We start from the raw sequence: 2878 nt of genomic DNA on the forward strand, positions 1-2878 counted from the left end.
GGATTCAAAACAAAACGCTCAGGCCAGGTCCGGCGGCGAACGCCCGGGTGAAAGTCTGCGGAGCAGTTCTTCGCACTGCCGAAGCATCTGACGCAGTCCGCCGTCGCGCGGATTGATTTTCAGCGCGGCGCGAAACGATTGGCAGGCACCTTCCGCGTCGCCGAGATACAACTGGCAAAGCCCCATTCCCTGCCAGGCTCCAAAGTGATTCGGGTTGAGCGCGACGACCTTTTTGCAATCCGCGACCGACTCTTCATACCGGCCCATCTGCCAGTGGAGGATTGCCCGGCGGTTCCAGCCTTCCGCGAAATCCGGGAATTGCGCGACGGTCCGGTCCAAAATGGCCAGCGCCTCGGTAAATTTCTGCCGCGCCATCGCCGCGCTGGCGGATTGCGCGAGGTTGAAGGCCTCCTTGCCCGCGGCATGAAACCACAGGCTCCAAAGCGAATCGACGGCGACCTCACGAACCGCCACCGACGGCGACCTCAGGGCGCGCAGCAGTTGTTCCTGCCCGCCCAGCCACGCCAGGTCGAACGCCGCGGCGAGCTTTTCGTTTCGGTCACCCGCCAAAAGTTTGCGGTAAAGGCGCTCCTTGTTCCATCCGCTGTGTTGGCCAATCGCGAATGCGGCGTACAGGACGAGGAACGCGGTGAAAAAACCGTAAAGGCGTCGGAGGAAGGGCGTGAAAAACCTGTTCACGCGCCCAAATATAAACAGGAATCGGCCGAGCGCAAGGCGGACCGGACCGATGCGCAGGATTTCTACAGGATGTTCGCCGCCAGTTCGGCAAGTTCCGAGCGTTCGCCGCGTTGCAGCTCGATGTGCGCGGCGATGGGTTCCGGACGGAATTTGCTGATGACGTAATTAAACCCGTTTGACGACGAGTCCACATAGGGATTGTCAATCTGATAGGGATCGCCGGTGAACACGACCTTCGTGCCGTGGCCGACACGAGTGATGATGGTCTTCACTTCGAGCGGCGTGAGATTCTGCGCCTCGTCAATGACCATGAACTGGTTCGCGATGCTGCGGCCACGGATGTAGCTCAACGCCTCCACCACGATGGTTCCGGTGCGCATCAGGTCCGTGCTCCGCCGATGGTCCTGGCCCATGTTCAAATCGCTGAGCATTTCCAGCGCGTCGTGGATCGGCTGCATCCACGGATTCAGTTTTTCTTCAAGCGAACCGGGCAGAAAACCCAGCTCCTTTCCCATCGAGATGGTTGGGCGGGCGACGACGAGTCGTCTGTATTCGCGGTCCTGCACGGTTTTTTTCAGGCCCGCGGCCATTGCCAGCAACGTTTTGCCCGTGCCGGCCTTGCCCATGAGCGTGACGAGCTTGATCCGCTCGTCCAGCAAGGCGTCAAAAGCAAAGTGTTGCTCGCGGTTGCGAGGTTTGATGCCCCACACACCCTCGCGGCCATCGGCGATGGGAACGAGCGTCCGGCCAGTGGCATCCACTTTGGTCAGGGCCGTGCGCTTGGGATTTGTCTCCTCGGTCAGCGTGCAATACTCGTTCGGGAAGTGCGGCCCGCTGCCATTCAATTTGTGTTCTTGATCCGCGCGAAAAGCCGCCAGCTCGTCCGCACGGACCGTCAGCTCGAACATCCCCGTGTAAAGGTCCTTGATCAGCACCCGGTCGGATTCGTAGTCCTCGGCCTGTAATCCGAGCGCGTCCGCTTTGATGCGAAGGTTGATGTCCTTCGTGATTAGAATCGTCCGCTGTTTGGGGTGCGCCTTTTGGACGGTCGTGGCCAGCGAGACGATGCGGCTGTCCACGTTGTTGTCGCCGACGGTGGCGTGACCATTCTGGCTCTTGTCCTGAAAAATGATGCGCAGCCGTCCGCCGTTCGGGAGGGCGACGCCCTCGCTCAACCGGCCCTGCGAACGCAGACCGTCGAGCGTGCGGGAAACCGTGCGGGCGTTGGCGCCCCGCTCCGTGGATTCGCGTTTGAACCGGTCAACTTCCTCGATGACCTCGATGGGGATCAGGACGTTGTGCTCCTGAAAATTGAGGATCGAGTTGGGGTCGTGAAGAAGGACGTTGGTGTCCAGAATGTAATTTTTCACGGAGAACGAGCTGGTTTAATCCGGATCATGTGGGCGTACCAGGCCCCGAGCCGGGCGTGGGTGGGCGGCAGTTCGTAATGACCGGAATGGAGGAAATTGGCGAGCATTCCGTACAGATCAAAGTCCACAAAACGCGGCCGGTCTTCGAGCAGGAACGAGTGGCCCAGAAGCATTTCTTCAAACGGCAGCAGGCTCCGCGTGAGGCCGTCGATCAGCCGCGCCTGCTGATCCCGCCATTGATCGAGGCAGTGACGCCCGAATTTCCGCTCCTTGTGCCGCACGAACGCGCACCATTCTGGCCCGGGGACGAACTCCTGCCAGTAAACATCATTGAGTTTGAAGGCGAACCCTTCCACTTCGTCTTCGATCCGGTGCCAGAGGACGCTCTGCACACCCTCGAGTTCCGGCGGGAACAGGCCGAGCCGGAATTTGTCGTCAAGGTACTTGGCGATGACCTGCGAATTTTCGTCCGTTTCAAACACGACAGCCCGGCCGTCCCGGATGATGGGGACGCCATAATAGCGGCCCCGCGTGAGTTTCCAGACCAGCGAACGTTCCGTGTTCGGAACGTTGACGAGTTTGAACTTTTCGCCCGCGTATTCCAGGATGCGCCGCTGCACGATGCAGAATGGACTCCAGGGAAACTGAATCAGTTCAATCATGCGGCAAGGTCCGGCAGTTTCCCGGTCAAATTCCTGAGGCGGCTGAGTGACTTTTCGATATCCGCGGCAAAGTGACGCGCCGGATAACGTTCGCCGGCGATCTGCAACTTGCGCAGCGCGTCGTCCACGTTCTTGTGCTCGCGCGCA

General features: G+C 60.0%; 3 protein-coding genes. All 3 read right to left on the bottom strand.

Translation table 11 applies throughout. The features are described from left to right. Positions 1-18: 18 nt before the first annotated feature. Positions 19-699, bottom strand: coding sequence for a tetratricopeptide repeat protein (locus VN887_01845; GenBank protein HXT38744.1), 681 nt, complete (start codon positions 697-699; stop codon positions 19-21). A gap of 62 nt (positions 700-761) precedes the next feature. Further along, positions 762-2069, bottom strand: coding sequence for a PhoH family protein (locus VN887_01850; protein HXT38745.1), 1308 nt, complete (start codon positions 2067-2069; stop codon positions 762-764). Continuing rightward, positions 2066-2731 carry a glutathione S-transferase family protein gene (locus VN887_01855; GenBank protein HXT38746.1) on the bottom strand — a complete coding sequence of 222 codons (666 nt, stop codon included), beginning with the start codon at positions 2729-2731 and terminating at the stop codon, positions 2066-2068. Before VN887_01855 ends, VN887_01850 begins: the two co-directional genes overlap by 4 nt. Positions 2732-2878 lie beyond the last annotated feature (147 nt).

Origin of the sequence: Candidatus Angelobacter sp., from assembly GCA_035607015.1 — a bacterium.
Classification (GTDB): Bacteria; Verrucomicrobiota; Verrucomicrobiia; order Limisphaerales; family AV2; genus AV2.